The 2087-nt window shown below is 66.3% G+C and carries 2 protein-coding genes and 2 pseudogenes; 2 read left to right on the top strand and 2 right to left on the bottom strand.

The window, feature by feature from the left end:
- The first annotated feature begins 168 nt into the window (after nt 1-168).
- Nucleotides 169-702, top strand: coding sequence for a chloramphenicol phosphotransferase CPT (cpt, locus tag ACIQMX_RS42400; RefSeq protein WP_363078939.1), 534 nt, complete (start codon nt 169-171; stop codon nt 700-702).
- Nucleotides 703-782: 80 nt separating this feature from the next.
- Nucleotides 783-1235, top strand: a complete 453-nt coding sequence (locus ACIQMX_RS42395) for a DUF5959 family protein (RefSeq protein ID WP_363078940.1) — start codon at nt 783-785, stop codon at nt 1233-1235.
- Here ACIQMX_RS42395 and ACIQMX_RS42390 read toward each other — a convergent pair.
- Together ACIQMX_RS42390 and ACIQMX_RS42385 are read right to left on the bottom strand one after the other, a co-directional pair.
- A pseudogene (locus ACIQMX_RS42390) lies at nt 1217-1619 on the bottom strand (transposase); the annotation flags it as partial. The gene ACIQMX_RS42395 and the pseudogene ACIQMX_RS42390 sit on opposite strands and share 19 nt — an antisense overlap.
- A gap of 151 nt (nt 1620-1770) precedes the next feature.
- Nucleotides 1771-2087: pseudogene (locus tag ACIQMX_RS42385) on the bottom strand (LLM class flavin-dependent oxidoreductase); the annotation flags it as partial.

Below are 2087 nucleotides of genomic sequence, written 5' to 3'. Positions count from 1 at the left end.
GGACCCTGTGGGAGAGTAGGACGCCGCCGAACTCCTTTTGATAGTTAAGCCCCGTGCCCTTGTGGCACGGGGCTTTTCTGCGTTCACGACCCGTTGCCGCGGGCCGCGATCTTCCGGCTGGGCCGATATCCGCTTCGTGCCGTGTGAGTAGCGGCCTACTGTGGCCCGGTGACGACTCAGATGATCATTCTCAACGGTGGCTCCAGTTCAGGGAAGTCCGGGATTGTCCGGTGTCTGCAAGACGTACTGCCCGTTCCTTGGCTGGCGTTCGGATGTGACTCGTTCGTCGACGCTCTTCCCGCGAGGATGCAGACGGCGGACGAGGGGATCGTGGTCGGAGCGGATGGTGCAGTCAGCGTCGGTGCTGAGTTCCGGACGTTGGAGGCGGCCTGGATGAGTGGCACAGCGGCGATGGTGCGTGCAGGCGCGAGGGTGGTCATTGATGACGTCTTCCTCGGCGGAGCCGCGTCCCAGCAGCGGTGGCAGAGGGTGCTGGACGGACTGACGGTGTTGTGGGTCGGCGTCCGGTGTGAGGCCACGGTCGCCGCAGGCCGTGAGGTCGCACGAGGCGATCGCACTCAGGGGATGGCCGCGCAGCAGGCGACAGCTGTTCACCGGGGGGTTTTCTACGACCTGGAGGTGGACACGACGCATACCGAGTCCCTGGTGTGCGCGCGAACCATTGCCGCCCGCCTCGGCTGAATGCAGGATCGGTGCCGGCGCATGCCGGTCGGTGTGTCGCCGCTGGATGTAGCTCTTCTGCCGTGAGACGCCTGAGTTCTGTGACCGCTGCCTGTCAGGCCGACATGGTGGCAACGGCTTCCGGGTGTGTGCTGGGGCGTCGCTCGCCGGATGTGCTGCATCTTCACGACCAGCTCGACGCAGAGGTCCTGATCACGAGCAGCTTCGCCAACGGTCGACTGGGCATGCTCCTATTCCCTTCCGACCCGGAGAGCTGGTCCCTGGCTCTGGATCTCCTTGCTGCAGGTCAGGACATCTGCTGGAGGGGCGACGGCCACAGCCCTGAGATCAGAATCCAGCCGCACAACGAAGAGCACGGGATTCCCGCTGTCCATGTGGAGGGTCCGGGCAGTTCGTGCGTCTCCGTGTTCCTTCCCATGAACCTTGAAAAGGGTTGGATGGACGAGCAGCGAAGGCTCCTTGGACGGGTGCTGAAGGAGTGGCCGAGCGAGGTCCAGCAGTCCTCACCGGATGTCTATGAGTGGCGGCGCTGAACTGCTTCCGGGCGTCGCCGGCAGATGAGTGCGCATCCGAGAGCGAGGGAAGCTTTGCGGATGTCGTCGCGGATCTCCCAGCCGCTCCACAGGCGGCGGAACCAGCGGAGGTGGGCGAACGCGCGCTCCACGAACCAGCGTTGGGTGCCGAGCCCGGAGCCGGTGCTCGGTGCCCCGGCGGGCGATCAGCGGTTTCACGCCGAGGCCCCAGACCAGACGGCGGTCCTTGTCGTGGTCGTAGCCGCAGTCACCCAGCACCGCGTCCGGGCGGCGCCGGGGCCTGCCGCGCTTGCCCTGCACGGGAGGCACAGCCTGGAGGAGTGGGATCAGCTGGGTGACGTCGTTGCGGTTGCCGGCGGTCAGGGTGGCGGCGAGCGGGATGCCGGGCCGACGTTCAACCTCGGGCAACAGCGGCTCGATCACCGCCCACAACTCGTCGTCAACTTCCCACGGCTTCGGCCGAGCGACCCCACACCCTCGAATCCACGCTCCCGGAGTGATCCAACCGCCTCGGAGATCATTTCGGCAGGAGTTCTCAGCCGAGTACCGGCGGCCCTGCCTCGATGCGTCGCAGCCCCGGAGCCAGGCAATCCACATCGGGGCTGGGATCCAGCTGCCTTTCGTCCCACCAGGTGGCACCCGCGTCGTGCAGCGGGCCGATCACGTCTCTGGCCTTGGCGGGGTCTGCCGGAGAGGCGCCGCCGACCACGAGGTCGAAGGGGCGCTGGGTGTCGCTTTCTCGATGACCGCGTACACAGGTGTCGGCGTACGACCTTTGCTCCCCAGCCGTGTACGGATGAACGTCCCCAGCTGCGTCGCGGAAAGCAACACAGCTGAGGAACCTGGTTGAGA

Origin of the sequence: Streptomyces sp. NPDC091416 (assembly GCF_044756845.1) — a bacterium.
GTDB lineage: Bacteria > Actinomycetota > Actinomycetes > Streptomycetales > Streptomycetaceae > Streptomyces.
Note: the sequence above shows the minus strand (reverse complement) of the source record. Positions and strands in the feature narration are given on the sequence as shown.